Genomic DNA, 26,132 nt, shown 5'->3' with positions numbered 1-26,132 from the left:
CCGGGGGCACGATGCGGCCAGATGGCCGATTTCGAGCTGTTCGTTAATAGGCCTGAAACATTCCGATTCCGCTCTCAGCCGACCACTTCGCGGCCCCTTGTGTTCATGCTCAGGTCGAGTAATCGTCATTACATGATTACGAACGAACAGCGAGAGAAGCTCCGCGGCTGGTTCGCCGGCCGCCTTCCCGACGACCTCTTCGAGGAACTGACCGAGCTCACGGTCGACCGCGAGGAGATCACCGTGATCGGCCGCATCCCCGAACCCCGGCTGGCTCAGGACGCTCCGGACGCCGAACGGGAGGCGGCCCTGGAGAGCCGGGTGCAGGAGTTCCGGGAGCGCACCCGCGAGGAGCGGATGGCCGTGGCCCGGGAGGCCGAGCACCGGTTCGGACGGAAGGTGTCCTGGGGTGTGGAGTGCGGTGGCCGGCGCGCGCTCTTCACACACGTGGCCGCGCCGGTGATGACGCGGCTGCGCCAGCCGGAGCGCCAGGTCCTCGACACCCTGATCGCCGGCGGCGTCGCCCGCAGCCGCAGCGACGCGCTGGCCTGGTGCGTGCGTCTGGTCCAGCGTCATACGGACGACTGGCTCGCGGAGTTGCGCGACTCCCTCGAACACGTGCAGCGGGTTCGGGCCCAGGGACCGGACGCCGAGACGGACCGCACGCCGCCCGCTGACGACGAGGAGTGACCCAGGAGTGGAGGAATCGTCCAACAGCAATGTCGAGAATGGATGATCCGCCCTCTGGCGTCGCCGACCCTTGATCGTTTACGGTCGGCAGACCCCATGAGGACGGCATCCGCGCGCCGCCGCACACCCCGGCGCCGGCGGGCGGCCGTCCGCTCAAGTCGTCGCGTCACACCGCGCTCCGCCGACCCGTCCCCGCTGGAGCCCTCTTGTCCTCGCCGGCCGACCGCCCCGCAGACGCCGACCGCCCCTCCCCCGCCGCCTCTCCCCCGTCCCTGACGGAGGTCGAGACCCACGGCGTCGACCGGATCCCCGACGCCGAGCGCTCCGCGACCCCGCTGGACCTGTTCCGGCTCTCCTTCGGCGGCGCCAACACCTTTTCCACCTGCGTCCTCGGCGCCTTCCCGATCCTGTTCGGCCTCTCCTTCTGGCAGGGGCTCGCGGCCACCCTCCTCGGGGTCGTCGCGGGCGCGCTGATCCTTTGTCCGATGGCGGTGTTCGGCCCGGTCAACGGCACGAACAACGCCGTCTCGTCGTCCGCGCACCTCGGGGTGCACGGCCGGGTGGTCGGCTCGTTCCTGTCCCTGCTGACGGCCGTCGCGTTCTTCTCCATCTCGGTGTGGAGCTCCGGCGATGCCCTGGTCGGCGGCGCCCACCGGCTCTTCGGACTCGCCCGGGACGACCTGTCCTACGCCGTCGCCTACGCGCTGTTCGCGGTGCTGGTCCTCGCCGTGTGCGTGTACGGCTTCCGGTTCATGCTGTTCGTCAACAAGATCGCGGTGACCTCGGCGAGCGCGCTGTTCCTGCTCGGCGCCCTGGCGTTCGCGGGGGACTTCGACCCGTCGTACGCGGGCGTCTTCACCGACTCGGCGGACGCGGCGACGACGGACCTGTTCTGGCCGTCGTTCATCGGGGCGGCGCTGATCGTGCTGTCGAACCCGGTGTCGTTCGGGGCGTTCCTCGGCGACTGGTCGCGCTACATCCCGGCGAGCGCCCCGCGCCGGAGGGTGGTCGGGGCCGCGTTCCTGTCGCAGCTCGCGACGCTGCTGCCGTTCCTGTTCGGCCTGACGACCGCCAGCATCATCGCGGACAAGGCGCCGGAGTACGTCGATCCGGCGGCCCCCGACTTCGTGGGCGGGCTCCTCGCGATCTCCCCGGGCTGGTTCTTCCTGCCGGTGTGCCTGCTGGCGCTGATCGGCGGCATGGCGACGGGCACGACGGCGCTCTACGGCACCGGGCTCGACTTCTCGTCCGTGTTCCCGAGGCTGTCCCGGGTCCAGGCGACGCTGCTGGTCGGCGCGTTGTCGATCGCGTTCATCTTCGCCGGGCGGTTCGGCCTCGACCTCGTGCGCTCCATCTCGACCTTCGCCACGATGATCATCACCTGCACCACACCGTGGATGGTCGTGATGATGCTGGGCTACTGGACACGGCGCGGCTGGTACGACCCGGAGGCGCTCCAGGTCTTCAACCGCCGTCAGCGAGGCGGCCGTTACTGGTTCGCGCACGGCTGGAACTGGCGGGGTGTGACCGCCTGGTGGGTGGCGGCGGTGCTCGGCGTGCTGTTCACCAACATCCCCGGGCAGTTCGTCGGCCCGCTCGGCGACCTGGCGGGCGGTGTGGACATCAGCCTGCCGCTGTCGCTGGTCGTGGCGGCGGCGCTGTTCCTGGCCCTGCTGTGGCTGTTCCCCGAACCCCGGGCGGTGTACGGCCCCGAGGGCGCCCGGCTGGCCCGGACCGTCGAGGTGGCGGTACCGCCGATCACGGGGCCCGGCGCCGAGGGGGCGTTGAAGCTCCTATAGATCGTCAAGCTGGTCGTGCCAGGACCGGGACGTCGGTGGCTTTGATGTGCCTGTAGACCTCGCGGGCGACGAACCGTTTCAGGCACCGCATGACGTCCTTGGTGGTCATGCCTTCGGCGGTGCGTCTGGCGACGTAATCCCTGGTCCGTGCGTCGTGTTGCATGCGAACCAGGACGATGGTGTAGCGGGCGCTGTTGGCGTGCCGGTCGCCGCCGCGGTTGATGCGGTGGCGGTCGGTGCGGCCTGAGGAAGCGGGAATCGGGGCGGCCGCGCACAGGTGCGCGAAAGACGCTTCGGGGCCGGAGCCGGTCTGGGTTGTCTCCGGCGGTGATCAGAAGCTGTCCGGCCGTCTCGATGCCGACTCCGGGCAGGGCGACGAGGCTGGGGGCCGCACGTGTCACGAGGGGGGCGAGGTCGGCGTCGGCCTCTTTGATCTCCTGCTGAAGGGCCTGGTAGCGGCGGGCGAGGCGGCGCAAGGCCGTCCTGGCCGCCACTGCGGGGTCGGTCAGGTCCCCGGTGGGCCGGGTCCGGGCGAGGGTGTCGAGGAGCACGGCGGTGGGCAGTCCCCGCAGCTTCTCCCGCAGGGCGGAGGGCGCGGTGACCGTCAAAGAGCGGATCTGGTTGATGGTCTGGGTGCGGGCCTTGACCGCGCTCTTGCGGACCACGCGCAGCGCGCGGATGGCCTCCACGATCCCGTCGCGGCTCTTCGGCGTTCCGCTCGCGCGGCCGGAGAGGACGGCGGTGGCCGCCGCGTAGGCGTCGATCGGGTCGGACTTGCCGTGGGCTCGTCTGGCCCTGCGGTCTGGGCGGTCGACCTCCACGGCTGTGATGTCGTTGGCGGTCAGGAACCGGGCGAGTTCGGCGCCGTAGGCTCCGGTGCCCTCCATTCCGACGGCGATGACGTCGCCCTGGGTCCGGAGCCAGGCCAGCAGCTGTTCGTAGCCGGCCGCCGTCGTCTCGAACGACCGCGTGTCCAAGTGGCGGCCGACCGAGTCGATCACTGCGGCTTGGTGGATGTCCGTGTGGGTATCGACTCCGCCGATCACTGCTATCCCGGGCGCGCTCATGCCTGCTCTGCCGTCCTTCGTACGAGGCGTGGTGGAACAGCGTGTGCTGCCCGGGCAGACGGACGAGACAGTGAAGAGGCCCGACGGCCAAGCTCCTATGAGGTCACGGACACCCGCGAGCACACGCAGTGACACCACCCGCGGGCCGACGATTCAACACACAGGCAGCCGAAGCGCCAGTCAGACCCAGAGTCAGACCCCCGAGCGATGCCGCCCACATCCTCACTGTCAGACCCTCCGGCTAAGTTGCGGGCATGACCGACTTCGTACTGGTGGCGGGGACATGGCTCGGAGCGTGGGCGTGGGAGGAGGTGGCGGCCGAACTGCGCGCGGCCGGGCACGACGTGCATGCCGTGACGCTGTCGGGCCTCGCCGAGAAGCGGGGCCTGCCCGCGGGGCAGCAGACGCACGTCCGGGACATCGTCGACGAGGTCGAGCGGCTCGATCTGCGGGACGTGGTGCTGGTCGGGCACAGCTACGGGGGCGTCCCGGTCGGGCAGGCCGCCGAGCGGATCGGTGACCGGCTGCGGCGGGTGGTGTTCGTCGACGCGAACGTACCGGTGGACGGCGAGTCGTTCCTGTCGGGCTGGCCGAGCGAAGACGTACGGCAGTCGATCGCCGAGCACGACGGGTACTGGCCGCCGCTCGGCGCGCCGGAGTACGCGGGACAGGGGCTGACGGACGAGCAGATCGCCCGGATCGTGAACGCGACCCCGCACCCCGGTGCCACGCTCACCGGACCGGCCGAGCTCACCCGCCCCCTCGGCGAGCTCCCTGCGACGTACGTCAAGTGCCTGCTCGACGGCGACGAGCCGATGCCCGTGGTGGCCGAGCTGCTCAAGAGCGAGTGCTGGGAGCTGATCGAGATGGACACCGGCCACTGGCCGATGTTCTCCCGGCCACGCGAACTGGCACGCGTCCTGCACGAGTCGGCGGCCCGGCCCTGATCACTCCCGTCCTGCCTACCGGTCGGTATGGTCGGCGTACTGCGCGTTCTCAGCGACGAGAGGCGGGACGGACGTCATGGCGAAGCACTGGGCGGACTTCCAGTACGAGATCTATCTCAACGGGATGACGGGGGCCGTGCCGCGCCTGCCCACCGATCTGACCCGGCTGGAGGAGCTGACCGAGCAGCGACTCGGGCCCGGCCCGGTCGGCTATGTGGCGGGCAGCGCGGGGAACGGCAGCACCGCCCGCGCCAACCGGGCGGCCCTGGAGCGTCGCCGGATCGTGCCGCGCATGCTGCGGGACGTGCACGCACGGGACCTGTCGGTCGAGGTGCTGGGCCGCGCCCTGCCCGCGCCGCTGGCGCTGGCCCCGGTCGGCGTGCTGTCGATCATGCACCCGGACGCCGAACCCGCCGCCGCCCGGGCCGCCGCCGCACAGGGCGTGCCGTACGTCCTGTCGTCCGCGTCGAGCACGCCCATGGAGCAGGTCGCCGAGGCGATGGGCGACGCCGAGCGGTGGTTCCAGCTGTACTGGCCCAAGGACCCGGAGGTGGCCCGCAGCTTCCTGAGCCGGGCGAAGGCAGCCGGGTTCAGCGTGCTCGTCGTCACCCTGGACACCCCGCTGCTGTCGTGGCGGCCCCGCGATCTCGACCAGGCGTACCTGCCCTTCCTGCACGGCGTCGGCACGGCCAACTACTTCTCGGACCCGGCCTTCCGGGCGGGTCTGGCCAAACCGGTGCACGAGGACCCGAACGCGGCCGTGATGCACTTCGTCGGCATGTTCTCCGACCCGGCCAAGTCCTGGCCGGACCTGGCGTTCCTGCGGGAGAACTGGGACGGCCCGATCGTCCTCAAGGGCGTCCTGCACCCGGACGACGCGCGGCTGGCCGCTCAGGCGGGCATGGACGGCGTCGTCGTCTCCAACCACGGCGGCCGCCAGGTGGCGGGTTCCGTGGCCGCCGCCGACGCGCTGCCCCGGGTCGTGGACGCCGTCGGCGACCGGCTCACCGTCCTCTTCGACAGCGGAGTCCGCACCGGCGACGACATCTTCAAGGCCCTCGCGCTGGGCGCGCGGGCGGTGCTCGTCGGACGCCCTTACGTCTACGGTCTCGGTCTCGACGGACAGCCCGGCGTCGAACACGTCATCCGCTGTCTCCTGGCCGAACTCGACCTCACCCTGGCCCTGTCGGGCCACGCCACGCCTGCGACGCTCGGTCCGGCCGACCTGACGGAGGAGCCGGTCTGAGGCGAGGCGGGGGCGAGGCCGAGTTCACCGTTCGGCCGTTCAGCCGTTCGGCCCTGTCACCTGCCGTGCGGTCGGTACGTCCTCCTCCGCGATCGACAGGGACCCCGCCGCCGTGGGCACGGGCTCCGGCTGCCAGCGCTGTTCGTCGGACCGGTCGCGGACCTTGACGACGATGTCGGCGTCCGGGTCGTCGTTGGTGGAGGTCAGGGCGAGCTGCTCGTCCCAGCGGGGCAGCAACTCCCCTCGCACGGTGAGGTCGTAGCGCACGTCCTCGCCCCGCTCGGCGTCCTCCTCGGCGCAGGTGCCGAGCACGACGACGCCGGCGTCCTTGTGCGAGTCCAGGCACAGCCCGGGATCGGCGACGCTGCGCAGCAGCCCGTCGTTCTCGTACGTCCACTGCTGGGTCCACGCCGTCGAGCACGAGTCCAGCTTCGCCCCCGAGCCTTCCTTCGGCAGGTCCCGGATGTCGAGGCACAGATCGGCGCCCGCGTTGCGCAGCCGCGTCACTCCCGGTGCCGTGGGCAGCCCCGCCGTGTCCGGCGGTGTCACGGACCCGCCGCCGTTGCCGCCCGCGGCGCTGTTGGAGCCGGCCGGGTCGGCCTGGCCGCCGTCGTACGACGACGCGCTGATGATGAGCACCGTCGCCAGCACCCCGGCCGACACCGCGCCCACGCCCGAGAGCAGCGCCCGGGAGGACCGCAGTGCGTCCGGGATCCGGACGCCCGGGACCCGGCGGGCCGGCATGGGGATCCGGGACAGCAGACGGTGGCGTGCGCTCCCGGACCGCCCGCCGCCGCGCCGGCCGCCGCGCCCGCTCCGTGTGCCGTGCGAGGCCCGGCCCGGACGTGAGTCGAGGTAGCGGCGGGCACCCCAGCCGAGCACCGCTTCGGCGATCAACAGGCCGAGGCCGCCCTCGAAATGGCTCAGCTGCTCGGCCGCGTTCCGGCAGTAGCGGCAATCCGCCAGATGCTCCTGGACGTCCGGCAGCAGTGCGCCGCCCCGACGGATCGGGACGTCGAGGAGGCGGTTGTAGAACCGGCAGTCATGGGTCGGCGCGAGTTCACGATGGGCATGTACACAACCCTCGCGGAATTTGTCACGCGCCTGTTCGAGGGCGGCCGACGCGATGTCGGTGTCCATGCCCAGTAGGCCGGCGGGGACGCTTAAAGGATCTGCCTCGACCTCGACGTGCCAGAGCAAAGCGCGCGCGACGGCGGGAAGTGCCTGGAATGCCCGCTCCGCGAGCGCCCGGTTTTCGGGCGTCATGGACGTCGCCGCGCGCAGCCCCCGCCCTCCGGCCGGTTTCTGCAGTGCCGGGAGTACGGCGGATATTCGGTCGTCGCCGGACCACTCGCGGATCGTGTCGCGCACGGTCACCAGAAGAACCGGGCGCAGCGCCACGGCCGAGTCGCCGAAGGCGGCGCGGTTGAGGGTCCGGTGGAAGGCGGTCCCGGTCACCATGGCGGCTACCTGCGCCGACGAGGCGAGACAGATGACCGCGTAGTCGTACACCGGCTGCCAGTGCCGCGCCATCAGCAGCGCGACGGAATGGGCGGCGACCTCGCCCTCCGGGCTGCCTCTCAGTGGGGCGGCGAGTGATTCATCGGATTCCCCGGGATCCCCGCCGGGCGGGGGATACGGGGGACGAGGGGGGTGGGGGTGGGCACTGAGATGGTTCCTTCCCACGCGCAGGTGACACACAGAAGTCCTGCCGCCGAAAAAGGAGCCCGGTTGGTGCGAACCTTTTCTGGCGCGGCGCGGGAGGTGCGAATTCACCGGTGGTGAATCGGCCCCGGTTCACAAATCGCGTGCGACACCCGGCCATTCCCCCCGCACGTGTGTTTCACTCTTGCACAACCCCCACACGACCAACAAGGCGCCCGTGCGACATCCGGCCCATTGACAGAAAGTCAGAAACGGGAACGCACGTACGCGGCTCGTACTCGTTTTCGACATTTCCGTGCGCCTTGTGTGAATCGGGTCAGATCTGCCAGGACCGCAGCCGGTCCGCCGCACCGTAGACGTCGGTCGCGTTGGACATCAGGTCGCGGGCCAGGTCGACGAGGGCTCCGTAGGGCGGGTCGATACCGACGCCGCTGACGAACATGTACGCCACGGCCGTCGCACAGGCGAAGCGGGCGTTGGCCGTGGGCAGCGGCCGGAGCACGGCAAGGGTGTGCAGCAGCGCCGCGGCCCGCCAGGCCGGGTCGGAGTTCACCCCGAGACGCGGCGGGTCGACGCGGTGCCGGGCTACGGCGGCGACCAGCGCGGAGAAGTCGTTGACGGTGGGCTGGTCCGGCAGGACCTCCTCGTGGCGCTGCAGCAGCCAGGGCACGTCGATATGGATGACGGGTGCCATCGGTCAGGCGGCCCGCCCTTCGTCCTTCGCGGGCGGCTCGTCGTCGGGGAAGGCGGCGGCGAACTCGTCGGCGTGTGTCGCGAAGAACCTGCGGAAGGCCTCCGCGCCCTCCTGGAGCGCCCGGTGGCGCGCTATGTCGGCCGCGGCCGCCTCCCGCACGAGCGCCTTCATCGACGTACCGCGCTCCTTGGCGATCTGCCGCAGGTCCTCAAGTTCGCGGTCGCTGAACTCCACGTTGAGAGCTGGCATGCCTTCAAGGTACCGCTCGGGTACTGACTCGTAAATATCACCAGGTCAGAGAGGAATCAGACGGTACCGGGCGCACCGGTGCGGCCCGGCGATGTCACATTCCGGGTCCCCTCCCCGGTCTCAGTGGTGAACGCGTCCCTGGGAGGCCCACCCATGACCGAGATCACCGCACCCGGCACCGACGCCCCGATCGACGAGGCGACCGGGGTGTTCGTCGACCATCGCGAGCTGCTGTTCGGCGTCGTCTACAACATGCTCGGCGGTGTCGCCGACACCGAGGACGTCCTGCAGGAGACCTGGCTGTCCTGGACGGCCCGCGGCGGTGGCGCTCCCCTGGCAGGCGTCGGCAACCCCCGCGCCTATCTCGTGCGGGTGGCGGTCAACCACGCGCTGCGCCGCCGTGCCGCGATCAGCCGCAGGCGGGAGACATACGTCGGCGAGTGGCTGCCCGAGCCCCTGGTAGCCGAGGGTGAGGCCGACACCGCCGACGGGCCCGCCCTGCGCGCCGAGTCGGTGTCGCTCGCCCTGCTGGTCGTACTGGAGTCGCTGACCCCCCTGGAGCGGGCGGTGTTCGTCCTGGGCGAGGTGTTCGGCTACCCGCACGCCGAGATCGCGGAGGTCATCGACCGCTCCCCCGCCGCCGTGCGGCAGTTGGCGCACCGGGCCCGGGAGCACGTGCGGGCGCGGCGGCCGCGGTACGAGGCGCATCCGCGGGTGCGGCGGGAGGCGACCGAGCGGTTCGTGCGGGCGGCGCTCGGCGGGGACGTCGCCGCGCTGATGGAGGTCCTCGCGCCGGATGTCACGGCGTGGACGGACGCCGGCGGCAAACGCAAGCCGGCGAGCCTGCGCCCGGTGCACGGCCGGGACAAGGTGGCCCGCCTGCTCACGTCCGGGCGCGGCGGTCCGGGCAACCCCGTCTGGCGCTACCGCCGCGTCAACGGCGACGACGCCGCCGTGCTGTTCGACGGGGACGCGCCGTTCGCCGTCCTGGTGCTGGACCTCACCCCGGAGGGCGACCGGGTCTCCGGCATCTATGTCGTGGCCAATCCGGACAAGCTCGCCCACCTGCCCAAGGAGGACGGGTGACGTCCGGGACCGGTCCGCTCAGGACCGGGAGCGGCAGAACTCCCGGACGGTCCGGTTGAAGGCCTCCGGGGCCTCGAGGTTGCTGAGGTGCCCGATGCCCGGGAGCACGACCAGCGTGGCGCGCGGGATCGCCGCCAGGAACGGGTGGGCGACCTGCTCCACCGGGGAGCGTGTGTCGAGCTCGCCCCACAGCAGGAGCGTCGGCACCGTGATCCCGGGCAGCAGGTCGCGCTGGTCGGCCTCGGCCATCACGGTGAGCTCGGTCCGCATGCTCTTCGGACGCGTGTCGGCCGACATCACGGACATCAGGCGTACGGCTCCGGCGGGCGGCTCGCCCGCGAACAGGCCCGGCATGGTCGGCGCGAAGTTCTCGTCCGGGACCGCGAGCAGCCGCTCGGCCCCCTCGACCCGCGCCCGCACCTCCGCGGCGGGCAGTGACCCCTTCCAGCCGGCGTAGGTGTCGACGAGGAGCAGCGTCCTGACGAGATCGGAGTGGTGCCGGTAGAGCTCCAGCACGATGGTCCCGCCCCAGGCCAGGCCCAGGACATGGGCCGGGCCGAGGCCCACGTCCTCGACGACGGCCGCCAGACAGCGGGCGTAGTCGGCCAGGGTGAAGGAGGGCGGCACGTCGGAGGAGCGGCCGGCTCCCGGTTCGTCCCAGGCGACGACGGTGAACGCGTCGGCCAGGTCGGCGACCTGGCCACGCCAGACGCGGGCGTCCGCGGTGGCACCGTGCACGAGCACCAGGGGCGGGCCCGAGCCCACCCGGTCGTAGGCGACCTCGATGCCGTCTACCCGCACCGCGCGCATGTGACCAGGCTACGCGGGGGTGCCGGGGGCGTCCTGTCGGCGGACTTCCCCGGCACCGGACGCGTTCCCTACCCCTGGTCCGCCACGAAGGCGGCCATGCGGGTCAGGGCGGCGTTCCAGTTGATCGTGTGTTCGTTGGTCGACCAGGACTGGATGTCGTCGATGTAGCAGAACTGTCCGACGCAGCCCTGGAGTTTGCTCTGTGCGTAGGGGTCCTGGATGCTCGAGTTCGGCCCGCCGGCGAGGGTGCCCCGCGGCGGGTGGGGCAGGCCGGGGTCGAGCTGGCGGGCGTACCAGCGGCTGTGCTGGTTCTGGGAGCTGACCTCGCCGTAGCCGGTGACGTAGGAGATGTTCAGCGCGTTGCGGCCGAGGATGTAGTCCATGCTCTGCAGTGCGCCGTCCCGGTACTTCGAGGCGCCGGTGATGTCGTACGCGGTGGCGAGGACGACGGCGTTGTTGAGGACCTGGTGGCTGGAGCCCCAGTCGTACGTGTTGCCGTCGGGCGCGTAGGGCATGCCGTAGGGGTGGCCCTTCAGGGTGGCCAGGTAGCGGTCGGCGCCCTTGACGACGGAATCGCGCACCTTGTCCCGGCCCGGCAGCTTGTTCGGGACCGTCGCGAGATCGAGCCGGCCCGCCGCCCCGGTGCGGGCCCAGTCGAAGCCCAGGGGCTTGAAGAGGTCGGCCGTGTGGACGGGGGACTTCAGGACGTACTCCTCGAACCGCTTCTCCCCCGTGCTGAGATACAGCTCGGCCGCCGCCCAGTAGAAGTCGTCGGTGACGTCGCTGTCGGGGTAGGCGCCGCCGCCGACGCCGTCGCTCTCGGAGGCATAGCGGTCGGGGTGGGCGAGCGCCGCCGACCAGGCCGTGCGGGCGGCGGCCAGGGTCTTGCCGGCGAACGCTTTGTCGTGGGACCGGTACAGACGGGCCGCCTGCGCGGCCGTGGCGGCCAGGTTCAGGGTGGCCGCGGTGGACGGCGGGTGCAGTTCGCGCTTCTGCGGGTCGTCGCTCGGCAGCAGCGGCAGCCCGGTCCACTGCTCGTCGTGGATCTTGTGGTGGGCCATGCCGGCCAGCGGCTTCCCGGCGGGCACCTGCATCTTCAGCAGGAAGTCCAGCTCCCAGCGGGCCTCGTCGAGGATGTCCGGGACCTTGTTGCCGCTCTCGGGGATGGCGAGCGTGCCGTCGCCGAGCTTGCCGGCGTCACCGGTGCGGGCGTGCAGCGCGCGTTCGTGGGTGCTCAGCAGCTCCCAGGTGGAGATGCCGCCGTTGACGACGTACTTGCCGTGGTCGCCGGCGTCGTACCAGCCGCCGCTGACGTCGAGCGTGTAGTCGCACACGCCCGGCTGGCACGGCACGGCGGTGTCGCCCAGGTTGGGGGCCACGCCCACGTGACCGGCCCGGCGGCCGTACCCGGGCCGCAGTTCCTCGCGGATCTCGACGCCGCTGCGCTGGGTGTAGTAGTACTTCGCCGAGTCCAGCCGGAGCCGTTCCCAGACGCCGGCGTCGATGTCGAAGGGGCGGCTGGTCTCGCCGTCGGCGACCAGGGTGAGGCCGGTGCCCTTCGCACGGTACGCGCCGAAGTCGATCGAGTGGACGTTCTGCCCGGAGGAGGCGTCGGCCCCGCGCGGCACGGTCGTGCCCCGGGCGACCACGGCGCCGCGGGCGTTCTTCAGCTCCCAGGGCAGCTTCGCCGCGGCATCGGTGACCAGGGTGGCGTTCTTCGGCCCGGCGGGCAGGTAGCCGACCTGGTTGACGCGGACCCGGGGGCCGGTGTCGGGCTCGTACGGCTCCGGCGCGACGCCGCCCAGCAGCGAGACGTCGTCCATGCAGAAGCGCCAGGCGTCCGCGCTGCCGCCGAGCTGGAAGCCGACCTGGGCCTGTGCGGTGTCGACGGGTGCGGTGAAGGTGTAGGAGTAGCGGTCGCCGGAGACGCTGAGCTGCGGGGTCACCTCGTAGTAGGTGTCGTACGGGGACACCGACAGGCCCACGACCGCCCGCACCACGTGCCCGGCGGGCGTGCCGGTCGCGCTGAAGGAGAAGCGGTACGACTCCCCTTTCACGAGGGTGATGTCGTTCTGTCCGACGGCGGCGTCCCAGCGGTTGGTGGTGCCGCCGGGGACGTCGGCGCAGAGCCGGCCGTCGGACAGGCCCCCGGTGACGTTGCTGGTCGTCCACCAGGGGGCGGTGGTGGTGTCGAAGGTGCCGTTCTCGACCTGTTCGACCTCTTCGGCCCCGGCCGGTGCGGAGGGCAGCGCGGTGAGGGCGGTCGCCAGGAGGGCCGTCAGGGACAGCAGGGCGGTTCTGCGTCGTTTCACGTCCGGGCTCCTCTGGAGAGGGGCGGGTGACGCTCGGTGTGGGAGCGCTCCCAGAAGCGGATGCCCGCCATGGTTGTGGCTGATGTGACACTCCGTCAACGGTCCGGACGGGACTGACTGTCCGTCACCCGTCCGGACCAGTGTGGTCTAGACGGTGTCCAGCCGGCTGATGCGTATCGCGCCCCGCGCCTCGTCGGGGTGGCTGCTCGTCAGGGTGAGCCGGATCCGGGAGCCGCGGACGGCCTCGAAGGTGATCACGGTGGGGGCGTCGGAGGCGGTGGCCCAGTCGATCGCGGTGTCCCGCACGGCCCGCCATGCCCGGCCGTCCCACACCGCCACCGCGATCGCCACGGGCAGGCTGTGGGAGGCGTCCACCGTGAAGGAGACGTCCACCCGCTCGAAACCGCGGGTGCGGCCGTGGTCGACCGAGACCCAGTCCTCGCCGCGGGCCCCGTCGAAGGCGGGCAGCAGGGCCGTGGCCTGTTTGAAGAAGCCGTTGGACCAGCCGGTGGCCGGATCGCCGTCGAGCATGGCGGCGGGCAGGGTGTCCGGGCGGCCCGAGTGACTGGCGTCGGCGTGCGGGTGGTCCAGGGGAGCCGGGTGCTCCGGTCCGAAGGCGGGCGGGGTCGTCTCGGCCCGGTCACGGGCCGGGGTGGCGCGTACGGTCGCCGTGCCGGTGCGCAGGCCGTCGGCGCGGGCGGTCACCTTCACCGTGCCCGGCTTCGTGCCGGAGCGGACGATGGCGAGGGCCTTGCCGTGGTAGGCGGTGCGGGTGCTCGCCTGGTAGCGCTCGGCGCTCTCCTGCCGGCCGTTGTCGAGCCCGGCCAGGGAGCCGCCCGCCGCCTCGAAGGAGATCAGGTGCTCCGCGCCGGGCACCACCACACCGTGCCGGTCGACCACCTCGGCGGTCACGAAGACCAGCGAACGGCCGTCCGCGGCGAGGGACTCGCGGTCAGGTGTCAGGCGTATCTCGTGCGGGGCGCCCGCGGTGCGCAGTACGTCGGTGGCGACCGCCTTGCCGTCCTTGCGCGCGACGGCCTTCAGCTCGCCCGGCTCGTAGGGCACCTTCCACGTCAGGTGCAGCTTTCCGGCACTGCCGTTGGGGCTGGTGTAGCTGCCGGGCCAGGGGCCTTCGGTGAACGTCTTGTCGTCGCCGGTCGCCTCGGTGGTCTCCAGGTACGCGCGGCCGTCGACGGTCTTCTTGGTGTCGAACCGCCGCACGCCCAGGGACTTTCCGTTGAGGAACAGCTCGACGGTGTCGACGTTGGCGTACGCCCAGACCTCGACCGTGTCGCCCTCGGCGTGGTTCCAGGTCATCGGCAGCAGGTGGACCATCGGCCGCTCGGTCCACTGGCTCCGGAAGAGGTAGTACATGTCCTTCGGGAAGCCGGCCGTGTCGACCGCGCCGAAGAAGGACGCCTTGACCGGGAAGACGTCGTACGGCGTGGGCTCGCCGATGTAGTCGATGCCCGACCACAGGAACTGCCCGGCGAACCACTTGCGGTCCCGGTCCTTCTTGTGGCCGTACTCGCCGCTCATGGTCCAGGAGGCGAGGTTGTTGTCGTAGGAGGAGGTCGCGCGTTTGCCCGGCGTGTGGTTCTCGCCCGTGTTGAGGTGTTCGGGCTCCTGGTAGGCGCCGCGGGTGGAGGTCTCCGAGGACGACTCCGACTCGAAGAGGAACAGCTTGGGGTAGCGGGCGTGCAGGGCGTCCACCGATTTGGCGGTGTTGTAGTTGAGGCCGAGGCCGTCGATCTTGGCGAGGATCAGATCGCCGGGAGAGCCCGGGGCGGGCACGCTGCGGTGCCGGTGGGAGCCGATCACGACCGGGCGGGTGACGTCGTAGGCCTTGATGGCGGCGATGAGCCGGTCGGCCATGGCGAGGCCGGATGTGGAGGTGAACTCGCTGACCTCGTTGCCGATGGACCACACCAGGACCGCGGGTGAGTTGCGGGCGGCCAGGACCATCTCCGCGATGTCCTTGTCGGCCCACTCGTCGAAGAAGCGGCCGTAGTCGTACCGCGTCTTGGGGCTCTTCCAGCAGTCGAACGCCTCCACCAGCATGACGATGCCGAGTTCCTCGCAGACCTCGATCATCTCCGGGGAGGGCGGGTTGTGGGAGGTCCGGAAGGCGTTGACGCCCATCGACCTCATGATGAGCAGCTGCCGGCGGACGGCGTCCTTGCTGACGGCGGCGCCGAGGGCGCCCAGGTCGTGGTGGAGGTCGACGCCCTTGAGCTTGTGATGGGTGCCGTTGAGGAAGAAGCCCTCGTCCGGGTCGAAGCGGAACGTGCGGAAGCCGAAGGGCGTGCGGTAGGTGTCCGTGGTCCGGCCGCCGACGCGCAGCTCGGTGTGCAGGGTGTACCGGTACGGGGCGGCGATGTCCCACAACTCCGGTCGTTTTACGGTGAGTTCGTGGGTCTCGGTCTTCTCGTCGGTGACGGCGACCGTGGAGGAGGTACGGGCGACCGTGCGGCCCTTCCGGTCGACGATCCGGGAGACGACCTCGACGTCCGCGCCCTCGCCCGACGCGTCGACGACCGTGGTGTCGATCCGTACGACGGCCCGCTCGGCGGTGATCTCGGGGGTGAGGACGCGGGTGCCCCAGCGGGCCACGTGCACCGGCTCGGTGATCACCAGGCGGGCCTCGCGGTAGATGCCGCTGCCCGAGTACCAGCGGCTGCTGGGGAGCCGGTTCTGGACCTTGACCGCGATCACGTTCTCGGTGGTGCCGTCGGTGTGCACCAGGTCGGTGAGGTCGAAGGCGAAGCCGGTGTAGCCGTAGGGGTGGCGGCCGGCCTCCTCACCGTTGCAGTAGACGTGGGAGTCCATGTAGACGCCGTCGAACTCCACCGAGATCCGCTTGTCCGCGAGGGCGGGCGGCAGGGTGAAGGAGAGGCGGTACCAGCCGAGGCCGCCGGGCAGGAAGCCGGTGCCGCTGGTGGTGCCGTGCTCGGTGGTGGGGGCCTGCTCGATGCTCCAGTCGTGCGGGACGGCGACCTCGCGCCACCCGGAGTCGTCGTGGCCGGGCAGCGCTGCGTCGGCGTAGGCGCCGGTCGGATCCGTGATGCCGCCCGGGTTGACCAGCGCGAAGCGCCAGCCGTCGCGCAGGGCGACGGTACTGCGTCCGGTCCCGCCGCGCACCTCCTCGGCGGCCCTCGCCTCCGGGGTGCCGAGCAGCGCTCCGGCCGCGGGCGCGGCCGCGGAGGCGAGCAGGACCGATCTGCGCGTGACCGACATGACGACTCTCCCTCATCAATGCCCAGAACTACTCACAACTGATCGTGAATAAACAGATTCTGTCGAGGTGTCACACAGGGCCGTCAAGGGTGCGGCGACTTCCTTCTGTCCCAGGCGTCACATCGGCCGGATTCACGCCCCGGCCCCGCACGGCCGGGCGCTGCCGGGGTTACCGGTTCACGGCGGGCGCCTACGGACTAGGCTGGAACTCAAGCGACCTCTCTGATCACTGTGAGTGTCCGTATGGAGTGGCGACGATGATCCCGGACGAGCCGTTGGACGAGGGCGTGGCCGCCCGTGCCGTCATCGCCGCCGACGGCACGCTCACCGCGTGGAACGAGGGCGCCCGCCGCCTCCTGGGCCACACGTCCGCCGAGGTCGTCGGCCGCCCGGCCGCCGAGCTGCTGGCCGGCGGCGCCGGCGCGCCGCCCGCGCCCCACGACGCCCGCTGGAGCGGCATGCTCGCGCTGCGTCACCGCGACGGCCGCACGGTGTCCGTGTGGGTGCTCGCCCACCGCAGACCGCCGGACGGCGAGACGGCCGAGTGGTTCGCGGTGTCCCCGCCGGAGGCCGACGATGTGGGGCTGGAGGACGACCCGTTGGTGCGGGCCGCCCTCACCCAGTCTCCCTGCGCCACGATGATCTTCGACGAGGGGCTGCGGCTGCGCGGCGTCAACGAGGCCATGGCGGACCTCCTCAGCATGCCCGCCGACCGGCTGCGGGGTCTGAGACCCACTGACATCGGCAGCCGGCCGCAGAACACCGAGCTCGAGGAGAATCTGCGCCGGGTGCTGAGCACCGGGCGCCGGCAGGACATGCAGACGTACATGAAGGCCAGCGGCGAGACCCGGGGGGCGCACGCCTGGCTGGCCCGGATCGCACCGCTCACCGACCCCTCCGGCCGGGTGCGGGGCGTGTGCGTGACCGCCCACGACTTCAGCGACCAGTACCGGTCACGGGAACGCCTGCAACTGGTGAACGAGGCGAGCGTGCGCATCGGCACCACCCTCGACGTCACCCGTACGGCCCAGGAGCTGGCGGACGTGTGCGTCCCGGCGCTCGCCGACTTCGTCAGCGTCGACCTGCTCGACACGCGGGAGCACGGCGGCGAGTCCGCGGGGCCGCCCGCCCCACCGGTGAGTCTGCGCCGGGCCGCGCATCAGTCGGTCAACGCGGGCAGCCCCGAGGCCGTCACCAAGGCGGGGCAGGTGGAGGTCTACCCGGAGTCCTCCCCGCAGGCCGCCTCCCTGATCGCGGGCCACGCGGTGGTGGCCTCGGGATCGGAGGAGGACCTCGAACGGTGGCTGGCCTGGGACCCGGTCCGCCACCGGCGGGTCCGTGAGTACGGCATCCACTCCACGATGTCCGTCCCGCTCCAGGCCCGAGGCACCATCCTCGGGGTCGCGGTGTTCACCCGCTTTCGCCGCCCCGAGGACTTCACGGACGACGACGTCCTGCTGGCCGAGGAGGTCACGGCCCGGGCCGCCGTCTGCATCGACAACGCGCGCCGCTACTCCCGCGAGCGGGAGACGACCCTCACGCTGCAGCGCAGCCTGCTGCCCCGCCATCTGCCGCGCACCGCGGCCCTGGAGGCGGCCTCCCGCTACCTGCCCGCCACCCGCTCCGGTGTGGGCGGCGACTGGTTCGACGTGATCCCGCTGTCCGGGATGCGGGTCGCCATGGTCGTCGGCGACGTCGTCGGCCACGGCATCCAGGCCTCGGCCACCATGGGCCGGCTGCGCACCGCCGTCCGCACCCTCGCCGACATCGACCTGGCCCCCGACGAACTGCTCACCCACCTCGACGACCTGGTCGTCCGGCTGTCCCAGGAGTCCGGGGGCGAAGAGGCGGACGGCACCGGGGAGGTGGGCGCGACCTGCCTCTACGCGGTGTACGACCCGGTGTCGCGGCGCTGCACCCTGGCCCGGGCCGGGCACCCGCAGCCCCTCCTGGTCCCGCCGGACGGCCCCGCCCGGCAGCTCGACCTGCCCTCCGGTCCCCCGCTCGGTGTCGGGGGGCTGCCGTTCGAGAGCGCCGAGGTGGAGCTGCGGGAGGGCAGCGTCCTGGCGTTCCACACGGACGGGCTGCTCGCGAGCCGTGAACGGGACGGCGACACCAGCCAGCGGATGCTCCGCGAGGCACTGTCGGCCCCCGCCGGCTCGCTGGACGAGGTCTGCGACCGCGTGCTGCAGGCGCTGCTCCCCTCGGGCGGCTCCGCCGACGACGTGGCCCTGCTGCTGGCCCGCACCCGGGGGCTGCCGTCCTCCCAGGTCGCGACGTGGGACATCCCGGCCGACCCGGCACTGGTGGCCCCCATCCGCAAGCAGGTCGTCGAACAGCTCGAACGCTGGGGTCTGGTCGAGGCCACGTTCACCGCGGAGCTGGTGGTGAGCGAGCTGGTCACCAACGCCATCCGCTACGGCGCCAAGCCCATCCGGCTGCGGCTGATCCACGACGCGGACACGCTGATCTGTGAGGTGTCCGACACCAACCACACGGCTCCGCATCTGCGCCGGGCCAAGACCTGGGACGAGGGGGGCCGCGGTCTGCTCCTGGTCGCCCAGCTCACCCAGCGCTGGGGCAGCAGGCACACCGCGGACGGCAAGACGATCTGGGCGGAGCTGACGATGCTCGACGCGATGTGAGCGTTCTTACCGGAGCCTGGTTTCATGGGCGGGCACCGCCTGAGACACGCCCCGGAGGACCTCGCCCTGAACACCCCGCTCGCCGAAGTCCTGTCCGTGGCGCTGCTGGCCGCAGTGCTCGTCTGGGCCGTCGTCCGTCCCAAGGGACTGCCCGAGGCCGTACTGGCGGTTCCGGCCGCCGGCCTCGCTGTCGCCGTCGGCGTGATCTCGCCCGCGCACGCGTGGGAGGAGATCCAGCGGCTGGGGCCCGTGGTCGGATTCCTCGCGGCCGTGCTGGTGCTCGCCCACTTCTGCGACGTCGAGGGACTGTTCACGGCGTGCGGGGCGTGGATGGCCCGCTGGGCGGCGGGGCGCCCCGGGCGGCTGCTGACCGCGGTGTTCGCACTGGCCTCCGTCATCACCGCCGTGCTCAGTCTGGACGCCACGGTCGTGCTGCTGACACCGGTCGTGCTCGCCACCGCCACCAGGATGGGCGTCCAGGCCCGGCCACACCTCTACGCCTGCGCGCACCTGTCGAACACCGCCTCCCTGCTGCTGCCGGTCTCCAACCTGACCAACCTCCTGGCCTTCTCGGCGAGCGGGCTGAGCTTCACCCGGTTCACGGCGCTGATGGCACTGCCCTGGCTGGTCGCGATCGGCGCCGAGTACTTGATCTTCCGGCGCTTCTTCGACGATGAACTGGCCACCCCTCTCCCCTCCCAGGACCCTGCGCCGCCTCCCGAGCTGCCGCTGTTCGCCCTGGTCACGGTGGGCTGCACACTCGCCGGGTTCGTCGTGGCCTCCGCCCTCGGGATCGCACCGGCGTGGGCCGCGCTGGCGGGTGCGCTGGTGCTGGCCGGGCGGGCGCTGCTGCGGCGGCGGGCCACCCCGCTGACGGTGGTGCGCTCCGCGGCCCCGGCCTTCCTGGCGTTCGTCCTCGCGCTCGGCGTCGTCGTGCGCGCGGTCGTCGACAACGGGCTCGCCGACGCGCTCCACCGTGTGCTGCCCGACGGCTCGGGCCTGCTCGCGCTGCTGGGCGTGGCCGCGCTGGCCGCCGTCCTGGCCAACCTCATCAACAACCTGCCCGCGGTGCTGGTGCTGCTGCCGCTGACCGCCGGGGCCGGCCCCGGAGCCGTGCTGGCGGTGCTGCTCGGCGTGAACATCGGCCCCAACCTGACCTACGCCGGTTCGCTCGCGACCCTGCTGTGGCGGCGGATCGTGCACCAGCACGGGCACCGCGTCGAGCTCGGGGAGTTCACCCGCCTCGGGCTGCTCGCGGTGCCCGCCGCGCTGGTGCCGGCCGTGGTGGCGCTGTGGCTGTCCCTGGAGGTCGTCGGGGGCTGAGTCGCGCCCGGTCAGCGGCCGCGGCCGCCATAGCCGTAGCCGTAGCCGGGATGGCCGTAGCCGTAGCCGGGATAGCCGTCGTCGCCGTTTCCGGAACAGTAGTAGCCGTAGTAGTGGCACGTGGGGCTGGGCGACGGGCTCGTGGGCGCCGGCCGGGACGTCGACGGAGCGGCGGTCGGGGTGGGAGTCGGCTCGGGGGTCCTGGACGGTGTGGGGGTGGGGGTCGGTGTGGGCGTGGGCTGCGGCACCGGAGCGGCGGCCTCCCAGTTGACGACCTCCATCTGGAGATCGGTCTTCGAGGTGTCGATCACCCAGCGCTGGACCTCGTCGTCCTCCCGGGTCTTGAGGACCAGGGACCCCGAACCGTCGGTCGCTGCCGGGGCGAGGGCGAGCTCCTGGTCCCGGCGGGGCACCAGGGCGCCCTGGAGGACGAAGTCGTAGCTGATGTCCTCGATGTCGGGCCGGGACGGGCCGGTGCAGGGGGCCAGCCGCACCGAGTAGCCGAGCCGCGAGTCCAGGCACAGGCCGGGGGCGGCACCGTTGCGCAGCAGCCCCTCGGTCTCGTACGTCCACTGCTGGGCGGGGGCCGAGGAGCAGGTGGTGAGTTCTGCTTCCGCGCCCTCGACGGCCTTCTTGCCGTCGACGCCGACGCACAGTCCCGAGGCGATGTTGTGCAGCCGGCCCCGCAGGGCGCCCTTGCGGGCCTCGCCCGCCCCGATCCAGGACGGGTCGCCGGTCGGCTTGCCCGCGCCCGGGTCTGCCGCCTCGGAGGACCGGTCCGCGCCGGGCGTCGAGGCGGCGTCGCCGGAGCTGCCGATGGACCACAGGACCAGCGGGAGGACGACCAGGCCGCTGACGGTCAGGATGCCCACGGTGAGGTTACGGCGGCGGGCGGCGCGGCGGGCCGCCTTGTGGGCGGATCTGGGGGAGGCGGTGCGGGGACCCACGGTTTCCGGGCCGGGAGCCGTTCCACCGGCCGGTACAGGCGCCTCGGCCGGGATGGCGGGGAACGCCTCATGGGCGTGGACCAGCGCCGGGTCCTGCATCTGGTCCGGCTCCCGGCCACGGACCTGCGGTGAGGCCCCCGCTTCCCCCGCGGCGGCGGGAGCGGGCGGCGCGGTCACCGGGTCGACGGGGTCGGTGAACGACTCCCCGACCGCGCCCGCGAGGGCGACGGGGTCCGGGAACGCCGCGCGTGCGGCGCCGGCCGGTTCCGTGCCGGCCGTGTCCCCGGGAACGCCGATCTCCGGGGAAGCCTCCGCGGCGCCGCTCGACGCGCTGTGCGCGTATTCCTGTCCGCCCCAGCCCAGCACCGCCTCGGCCAGGGCGACGCCGAGCCCGTGGTTGAACCGGTCGAGCTGGTCCGCGGCGGCGCTGCAGTGCCCGCATCCCTCGATATGCGCGCGTAGATCGGGGTCGATGTCGCGGGCGGCACGCCGATACGTCACGTCGAGCAGGCGCAGATAGCGCCGGCATTCCTCGTCGGGGGCGGTTTCGCGGTGCAGCTGGAGGCACTCCTCGCGCATCCGGTCGCGGGCCCGGCCCAGTTCGACGCGCGCGCCCTCCTCGTCCAGGCCGAGCAGTCCGGCGGGAGCCGCGAGCGGTTCGGCCTCGACCTCGATGTGCCACAGCAGGCAGCGGGCCGACTGGGGCAGCCGCTGGAAGGCCCCGGACAGCAGGCGCCGGTGCCGCTGCGGCACCAGCCGGGCGGCCGGGCGCTCCCCGTCACCGGTCTCGGATCTCAGATCCGGATGGAGCATGTCGCGTCGGTGGTCGGTGGCCCACTCGGCCGCGATCCGCCGCACGGTGACGAGCAGTTGGGGCCGCCAGGCGGCCGTCGGGCCGTTCTGGCGCAGGCTTTCGCCGAAGAGCCGGGTGAAGGCGGCGGTGGTGAGCATTCCGGCGAAATGCGGACCGGCGGTGCACAGCCGGGCGTAGGCGAAAGCCGCCTCCCAGTGCCGGTCCAGCAGCTCGCCGACGGGCTGGAGCGCGGGCGTCGCGCCCGTCCACTTCCTGAGCTCGGCGCTCAGTTGCTCGTCCGTCGGGCCGAACCTGCGGGCCGGGGCCGGGGAATTCGACGGACTTGCGTCGTTCACGGCTGCATTCCTCTCAAGGACATGCGGAATAAAGTCCATACCAAGGGGTATGCAGGCACGGCGGCCTCGCGCATACGAAAGAACGGCGTGCTGTCCGCACGCCGACAGGGCACACCTTTGCACAGCTCAGCGACAGGGAACAAGGGATCTCGCGGTTTCGTGCATTGCGTAGGCGGCAAGGGCTTTTTGACAAAATGTCAATCAGCGGCCTGAAAGGGATTTCCGGGCTGCCCGCTCGGCTTTTATGGCAGGTATTCGCCCGGTTCCCGTCGCCGTCCGGTAACCGCCGGGCCGGACGGATCTCCGTACTTTGTCCGGTACGCGCCGGGCGGTATCCCGTAGCGCTCGCGGAAGACACGGTTGAAGTGGCAGGGGCTGGCGAAACCCGAGGCGGCGGCCACCCGTTCCACGGACAGGTCGGTGCCCTCCAGCAGCCGCGCGACGTGCCGCAGCCGGGCCTCGCGCAGGGCGCGCATGGGCGACTGGCCGAGCTGCCGGCTGAACAGGTGGGCGAACCGGGACGGCGACAGAGCGACACTCCCGGCGAGCGAGCGGACGGTGTGCGGGGCGCCCGGGTCGGCGGCGATCAGCTCCTGGGCCCGGCGGATCCGCGGGTCGAGGCCGGGGCGGGATGCCGCCGGCCGGGCACCCGCGGCGGTGAGGAGGACGATCTCCTCCAGTGCGCACAGGGCGAGTTCGCGGGCCGCGCTGCTGTGTGCGACGGCCACCTGCCCGTCCGGGGACGCCGGTGCGGGCGGTGCCCCGGTCCCGGTCCAGCGGGCGTCCGTGTACATCCGCCGGAACGCCGACTCGACGCGGCCGTGCACAGCGGCCGGGGCGGGCGCGACCACGTACACCCCGTCGCCGGCGTCGTACGGCCGCAGCCACCCGGCCCATGACGGGCGGGCCTGGCAGTGCGCCCACCAGAAGCGCCAGTGCCGGGCGCCGGGCTCCACCGTGTAGCCGTGCGGGACGCCCGGGGCGAGCGCCACGAGGTCACCGGCGCCGACCGAGGTCTCCACGGCGCCCTGCCGCAGCCGGCCCCGGCCGCCCGTGGTCCAGGTGAACAGCCAGCTCGCGGATCCACGCGGGCGGCTGACGGCATAGCCGGGCGGCTGGTCGAAGTGGCCGAGCACGACCAGGCCGGGCGGCGGAGCGGGGTCCCCGTCGTTCCCGTTCTCAGCAGTGCCGGGCAATCCGTCAGCACGCACGGGCATCCTCCTCCACGACAGGGCGGCCTAGTGTCGGGCCGTGGACAGCCGACCGAGGGGTGCGCTCATGACAGTCACGGGCAACGGCGCCGCCGGCGCTCCCATCCTGGACCCCGCCGGGCTCCGGCGGTACCGGGAGGGGTTCGAGGAGGACGGTTTCACGGTCGTGCGCGGGCTTTTCGGGGCCGACGAGACCGAGCGGCTGTGCGGCGAGTTCGCGGCCCTGCACGATGCCGGCCCGGTTCCCGGGCACTTCGAGCCGCGTGCGTCCGGGGCGGACGCGGACCCGCTGCACGTCTGGCCTCGGGTGATGCACCCGCACGAGATCAACGGCCCGGCCCGGGACGTCCTGCTGGACGCCCGGCTGCGCACGGTCCTGGAGGTGCTACTCGGGGAGGAGGTCCTGGCCGCGCAGAGCATGTTCTACTTCAAGCCGCCGGGCGCCCGGGGCCAGGCGCTGCACCAGGACAACTTCTATCTGCGGGTGGAGCCGGGCACGTGTGTGGCGGCGTGGCTGGCGTGTGACGTGATCGACCGGGAGAACGGCGGGCTGGAGGTCGTGCCGGGCACGCACCGGATGGAGGTGTTCTGCCCGGAGGAGGCGGACGAAGGGGTTTCCTTCGCCCGGGAGTACGTTCCGCCGCCGCCCGGGCTGGCGGCCGTGCCGGTGGACATGTCGCCGGGGGATGTTCTGTTCTTCAACGGCAGTCTGATGCACGGGTCGCAGCCGAACCGTTCGGGTGATCGGTTCCGGCGGTCGTTCATCGGGCACTACGTGGGGCGGTCGGCGGAGCGGATCGGTCGGTTCTACCGGACGTTGTCGATGAGTGGGGCGCGGGTGGCTCTGCGGGAGAGTGAGGGCGCGGGGCCCTGCGGGACGGAGTTCTCGTCGCCGCAGGGGCCTCACTGATCGGTTGTCCGCGGGTTCGTCGTGGCTGGTCGCCCCCGCGCGGCGGAGCCGCACATCGAAACAGCCCCGCGCCCCCGAGAAAGCTCAGTGACCGGCGATCGGATGCGCTGTGTAGGGACGCTCCAGCTCCTCCAGCTCCTTGTCTGTCAGCTGGAGTTCCACGGCTGCCACCGCGTCCTCCAGATGCCCGGGCTTCGACGCCCCGACGATGGGAGCCGTCACCGTGTTCTGGTGGAGCAGCCAGGCCAGGGCCACCTGGGCGCGGGGGACGTCGCGGTCGGCGGCGATGCGGGTGACGGCCTCGACGATGGTGCGGTCGCCCTCCTGGTACAGGTTGCTGCCGAACGTGTCGGTGGCGCTGCGCTCGGTCGTGGTGTCCCAGTCGCGGGTGAGGCGGCCGCGGGCGAGGGGGCTCCAGGGCAGTACGCCCACGCCCTGGTCCGCGCAGAGGGGCAGCATCTCGCGCTCCTCCTCGCGGTAGACGAGGTTGTAGTGGTTCTGCATGGAGACGAAGCGCGTCCAGCCGTTGAGGCGGGCCGTGTACTGGGCCTTGGAGAACTGCCAGGCGTACATCGAGCTGGCCCCGATGTAGCGGACCTTGCCGGCCTTGACGACGTCGTGCAGGGCCTCCATCGTCTCCTCGACCGGCGTGTGCGGGTCGAAGCGGTGGATCTGGTAGAGGTCGACGTAGTCGGTGCCGAGGCGGGCCAGACTCTGGTCGAGCTCGGTGAGGATCGCCTTGCGGGACAGTCCGCCGCCGTTCGGTCCGGGCCGCATCCGGCCGTTCACCTTCGTGGCGAGCACGATCTCGTCGCGGCGGGCGAAGTCGCGCAGGGCACGGCCGGTGATCTCCTCGCTGGTGCCGTCGGAGTAGACGTTGGCCGTGTCGAAGAAGTTGATCCCCGCCTCGACCGCCTGCCGGATCAGCGGGCGCGAGGCCTCTTCGCCGAGGGTCCACTCGTGACGGCCGCGGTCGGGCAGGCCGTAGGTCATGCACCCCAGACAGATCCGGGAGACGTCCAGGCCCGTCGAACCGAGCTTCACGTACTGCATCGTTGCTGCTCCTGCCTTCGGGAGGGGGTTCCAGGGGGAGCGTACGTGCTGGTGTGCGCTCGAAGGCAGGGTGCGCCGGACCGGCTGACGGGCCGTCATCGTTGCTGCCCCCAGGTGACCGCACGGCGTGGGAGCGGCGAGGCGGCCGGACCGCTGCCGCATCCTCGGCGAGGTGACCGGCGCCCGGCCGGTCGGCGGCGTGGAGGAGAAGGCGTGGCGGCACGACGGAGGACACTCAGGATCCTGACCGGGGCGGCTGCGGCGTCCCTCGCCCTGGTCTCGACCGCCTGGAGCCGGCCGGCCCCGCCCGGGCACGAGGTCCGGGCCCAGGTTCCGGCGGCCGAGGGACCGGCCACGCTGTGCTCACCCGCGGGCACCTTGCGCGGCACGGAGGGTGAGCGGGCCGCCGTCAGCCTGTGCGCGGGCAGCGGAACCCCGGTGATGGCGGTCTCGGCCCCCGCGAACTGCGGCCGTCCTGGCACGTCCGCCCGGTACGCCTGTCTGACCTCCGGTACCTGGACGGCGAAACGCCAGGGCAGAACGGTCGCCTCCGGGACGCTCCCCGGTTCGCATCCGTACCCCGGCCCGGGGACCTACGACGTCACGGCCACCGTGCACGTACGCTCCACGCCCGGCGGTGTGGACCTGCGCGGCACGGTCCGGACCACGCTCACCCTGAGCGCGCCCAAGCAGCGGCCCACGCACCGGGTCGAGGTCGACCGGACCACCCTGCGTCGCGGGGCCACCACCACGCTGACGTACCGGGTGTACCGCGACAGCGAACAGGGCGACGGCAGTGCCCGCTTCGGGCTGATCGGTGAGGAGAGCACGGGGGTGCGGATCAGCACGGCGGACGCCCGGTGCGTCAACCCGCTCATCGGACGGGCCCCGTCCGAGGACCGGCTGACGTACTCCGTGGACTGTGCGCTGACCGACCTCCAGCCGGGCCGTCCGGCCACCGTACGGGTCCAGGTCACACCGGGGTCCGCCTGCTCGACGGTGGTCTCGAAGCTGGGCTACTGGATGCCGCGCGGGCAGGCGCTCTACACCGGCGGCATGGTGGAGGGGCCCACGGTCGGCTGCGGCTGACGG

General features: G+C 72.1%; 18 protein-coding genes and 1 pseudogene. 9 read left to right on the top strand and 10 right to left on the bottom strand.

What is annotated here, in order from left to right:
• The first annotated feature begins 132 nt into the window (after positions 1 to 132).
• Both ACQEV8_RS40670 and ACQEV8_RS40665 read left to right on the top strand, forming a co-directional pair.
• Entirely contained in the window at positions 133 to 690 is a 558-nt protein-coding gene (locus ACQEV8_RS40670; protein ID WP_432971417.1) for a hypothetical protein, read from the top strand.
• A 206-nt stretch (positions 691 to 896) separates the two neighbouring features.
• Entirely contained in the window at positions 897 to 2,489 is a 1,593-nt protein-coding gene (locus ACQEV8_RS40665; RefSeq protein WP_432971414.1) for a purine-cytosine permease family protein, read from the top strand.
• Positions 2,490 to 2,493: 4 nt separating this feature from the next.
• Here the strand turns inward: ACQEV8_RS40665 and ACQEV8_RS40660 are convergent.
• A pseudogene (locus ACQEV8_RS40660) lies at positions 2,494 to 3,556 on the bottom strand (IS110 family transposase).
• Between the two features lie 254 nt (positions 3,557 to 3,810).
• On the opposite strand from ACQEV8_RS40660, the gene ACQEV8_RS40655 reads away from it, so the two are divergent.
• Positions 3,811 to 4,503 carry an alpha/beta fold hydrolase gene (locus ACQEV8_RS40655; RefSeq protein ID WP_432971411.1) on the top strand — a complete coding sequence of 231 codons (693 nt, stop codon included), beginning with the start codon at positions 3,811 to 3,813 and terminating at the stop codon, positions 4,501 to 4,503.
• Between the two features lie 76 nt (positions 4,504 to 4,579).
• Entirely contained in the window at positions 4,580 to 5,749 is a 1,170-nt protein-coding gene (locus ACQEV8_RS40650; RefSeq protein WP_432971408.1) for a lactate 2-monooxygenase, read from the top strand.
• Between the two features lie 39 nt (positions 5,750 to 5,788).
• Here the strand turns inward: ACQEV8_RS40650 and ACQEV8_RS40645 are convergent, their stop codons facing one another.
• The 3 genes from ACQEV8_RS40645 to ACQEV8_RS40635 all read right to left on the bottom strand — a co-directional run bounded on the left by ACQEV8_RS40645 (position 5,789) and on the right by ACQEV8_RS40635 (position 8,357).
• On the bottom strand, positions 5,789 to 7,282 hold the full coding sequence (locus ACQEV8_RS40645; protein ID WP_432971405.1) for an RICIN domain-containing protein: 1,494 nt from the start codon (positions 7,280 to 7,282) through the stop codon (positions 5,789 to 5,791).
• A gap of 448 nt (positions 7,283 to 7,730) precedes the next feature.
• Positions 7,731 to 8,108: a toxin Doc gene (locus ACQEV8_RS40640; protein WP_432971402.1), complete on the bottom strand. Its 378-nt coding sequence runs from the start codon at positions 8,106 to 8,108 to the stop codon at positions 7,731 to 7,733.
• Between the two features lie 3 nt (positions 8,109 to 8,111).
• Positions 8,112 to 8,357 carry a hypothetical protein gene (locus tag ACQEV8_RS40635; RefSeq protein WP_184587072.1) on the bottom strand — a complete coding sequence of 82 codons (246 nt, stop codon included), beginning with the start codon at positions 8,355 to 8,357 and terminating at the stop codon, positions 8,112 to 8,114.
• 153 nt (positions 8,358 to 8,510) lie between these two features.
• Between ACQEV8_RS40635 and ACQEV8_RS40630 the strand changes: the two genes are divergently transcribed.
• On the top strand, positions 8,511 to 9,443 hold the full coding sequence (locus ACQEV8_RS40630) for a sigma-70 family RNA polymerase sigma factor (protein ID WP_432971398.1): 933 nt from the start codon (positions 8,511 to 8,513) through the stop codon (positions 9,441 to 9,443).
• Positions 9,444 to 9,461: 18 nt separating this feature from the next.
• Here the strand turns inward: ACQEV8_RS40630 and ACQEV8_RS40625 are convergent, their stop codons facing one another.
• The 3 genes from ACQEV8_RS40625 to ACQEV8_RS40615 form a co-directional block, all read right to left on the bottom strand.
• Positions 9,462 to 10,253, bottom strand: a complete 792-nt coding sequence (locus tag ACQEV8_RS40625; protein WP_432971395.1) for an alpha/beta fold hydrolase — start codon at positions 10,251 to 10,253, stop codon at positions 9,462 to 9,464.
• A gap of 68 nt (positions 10,254 to 10,321) precedes the next feature.
• Positions 10,322 to 12,565, bottom strand: a complete 2,244-nt coding sequence (locus ACQEV8_RS40620) for a glycoside hydrolase family 9 protein (RefSeq protein WP_432971392.1) — start codon at positions 12,563 to 12,565, stop codon at positions 10,322 to 10,324.
• Positions 12,566 to 12,712: 147 nt separating this feature from the next.
• Positions 12,713 to 15,802, bottom strand: a complete 3,090-nt coding sequence (locus ACQEV8_RS40615; protein WP_432971389.1) for a glycoside hydrolase family 2 TIM barrel-domain containing protein — start codon at positions 15,800 to 15,802, stop codon at positions 12,713 to 12,715.
• A 257-nt stretch (positions 15,803 to 16,059) separates the two neighbouring features.
• Between ACQEV8_RS40615 and ACQEV8_RS40610 the strand changes: the two genes are divergently transcribed.
• Both ACQEV8_RS40610 and ACQEV8_RS40605 read left to right on the top strand, forming a co-directional pair.
• Entirely contained in the window at positions 16,060 to 18,447 is a 2,388-nt protein-coding gene (locus ACQEV8_RS40610) for a SpoIIE family protein phosphatase (RefSeq protein WP_432971386.1), read from the top strand.
• Between the two features lie 24 nt (positions 18,448 to 18,471).
• Positions 18,472 to 19,770 (top strand): arsenic transporter, encoded by a 1,299-nt coding sequence (locus tag ACQEV8_RS40605; RefSeq protein ID WP_432971383.1) that lies wholly within the window; start codon positions 18,472 to 18,474, stop codon positions 19,768 to 19,770.
• An 11-nt stretch (positions 19,771 to 19,781) separates the two neighbouring features.
• On the opposite strand, the gene ACQEV8_RS40600 is transcribed toward ACQEV8_RS40605, so the two are convergent.
• Together ACQEV8_RS40600 and ACQEV8_RS40595 are read right to left on the bottom strand one after the other, a co-directional pair.
• Complete coding sequence (locus tag ACQEV8_RS40600) at positions 19,782 to 21,866, bottom strand: ricin-type beta-trefoil lectin domain protein (protein WP_432971380.1); 2,085 nt, start codon at positions 21,864 to 21,866, stop codon at positions 19,782 to 19,784.
• A 242-nt stretch (positions 21,867 to 22,108) separates the two neighbouring features.
• Complete coding sequence (locus ACQEV8_RS40595) at positions 22,109 to 23,083, bottom strand: helix-turn-helix domain-containing protein (RefSeq protein ID WP_432971377.1); 975 nt, start codon at positions 23,081 to 23,083, stop codon at positions 22,109 to 22,111.
• A gap of 61 nt (positions 23,084 to 23,144) precedes the next feature.
• Here ACQEV8_RS40595 and ACQEV8_RS40590 point away from each other — a divergent pair, with 61 nt between their 5' ends.
• Positions 23,145 to 23,987 (top strand): phytanoyl-CoA dioxygenase family protein, encoded by an 843-nt coding sequence (locus ACQEV8_RS40590; protein WP_432971374.1) that lies wholly within the window; start codon positions 23,145 to 23,147, stop codon positions 23,985 to 23,987.
• A gap of 84 nt (positions 23,988 to 24,071) precedes the next feature.
• On the opposite strand, the gene ACQEV8_RS40585 is transcribed toward ACQEV8_RS40590, so the two are convergent.
• Positions 24,072 to 25,040 carry an aldo/keto reductase gene (locus ACQEV8_RS40585; RefSeq protein ID WP_432971371.1) on the bottom strand — a complete coding sequence of 323 codons (969 nt, stop codon included), beginning with the start codon at positions 25,038 to 25,040 and terminating at the stop codon, positions 24,072 to 24,074.
• Between the two features lie 213 nt (positions 25,041 to 25,253).
• On the opposite strand from ACQEV8_RS40585, the gene ACQEV8_RS40580 reads away from it, so the two are divergent.
• The gene (locus ACQEV8_RS40580; RefSeq protein ID WP_432971368.1) at positions 25,254 to 26,129 is read left to right on the top strand and encodes a hypothetical protein; all 876 of its coding nucleotides are present in this window, start codon (positions 25,254 to 25,256) and stop codon (positions 26,127 to 26,129) included.
• The last annotated feature ends 3 nt before the right edge of the window (positions 26,130 to 26,132 follow it).

Origin of the sequence: Streptomyces sp. CA-179760 (assembly GCF_050937045.1) — a bacterium.
In the GTDB taxonomy this organism is placed as follows: Bacteria; Actinomycetota; Actinomycetes; order Streptomycetales; family Streptomycetaceae; genus Streptomyces.
This window is presented reverse-complemented; position numbering and strand designations above follow the sequence as displayed.